Source organism: Bacillus sp. 05T31, from assembly GCF_056396725.1.
This window is the reverse complement of sequence record NZ_JBFTMA010001096.1, coordinates 1-936: the sequence shown is the minus strand read 5'-3', so window position 1 is coordinate 936 and position 936 is coordinate 1. Positions and strand designations below refer to the sequence as shown.

Annotated in this window: 1 protein-coding gene and 1 pseudogene; both read right to left on the bottom strand. The window is 30.4% G+C overall.

Annotated elements, in window-relative coordinates:
- Nucleotides 1-90, bottom strand: a pseudogene (locus tag AC1DJR_RS31610) (imidazoleglycerol-phosphate dehydratase); the annotation flags it as partial.
- A gap of 153 nt (nucleotides 91-243) precedes the next feature.
- Nucleotides 244-663, bottom strand: coding sequence for a MarR family winged helix-turn-helix transcriptional regulator (locus tag AC1DJR_RS31605; protein WP_477004430.1), 420 nt, complete (start codon nucleotides 661-663; stop codon nucleotides 244-246).
- Between the last annotated feature and the right edge of the window lie 273 nt (nucleotides 664-936).

The window sequence follows — 936 nt, the reverse complement described above, 5'->3', positions numbered from 1 at the left end:
TTCAAATTCAGTACTAAACTCCTGCTGGAATTGCCCTGATTTCGGTGAACCTTGATTTCCGCTACCTTTACTACCATTACGATTCGTCATATTTCTACCTCCTTCCTTTATTAGTAGTATGGCGCTCTATCTTTTTTCATACACATTTTATTTTTTATCATCTATTACACACAGAAGAAGACCTTCCATATATGAGGAAGGTCTTCTTTTTCATTAGGTAAGCGTTTTCTTATTTGTAATTATTTAAATAAGTTTTTTAGAAATAGATATCATTATATCCATTTCATCTTCTGAAAGTGTGGAAAATCTTTCTTGTAAATATTTCTTTTTCTCACCTTCCATTTTCGCCACTAAATCTTTCCCTTGTTCTGTAATCTCCAAATATACAACTCGGCGATCTGACGTAGAGCGTGAACGAGTTACAAAACCTTTATTAATTAATTTTTCTGTAACAGCTGTAATATGACTATTCGACACATTTAACTCATTCGCTACACGTGATACCATTTCTTTATTCGTACGATTCAATATTCTAAGGACGATGAACTCATTCCACGGTATATAACCACCAAATATTTTTCCAATATCATTACGCAACGTGCGAAACATAGCAAACACATTTGTCGATAGTTCTTCCATTAATTGTTCTCGATTTTGAGACAATTTTGACAGCCCCTTTTATTTCATTTAGTTAAATAAAAACCTTATTAATAATTTTACATGAAATCTTACTTTTTGTCACCTTATTTTCCCATAATTCGTAGTTTTTTAATAGATATTTCATGGTACAATGAAATTGATTTTCCAGAAAAAGGAGTTGGAATAATGAGTGAAGAAGACAAATTTTCTAATCTCAGTCTAAAAGATAAGACTATTATTATTAGTGTTGTTATTCTTATTCTCATTATATTCTTTGCATTTATATTCTTTGTATAT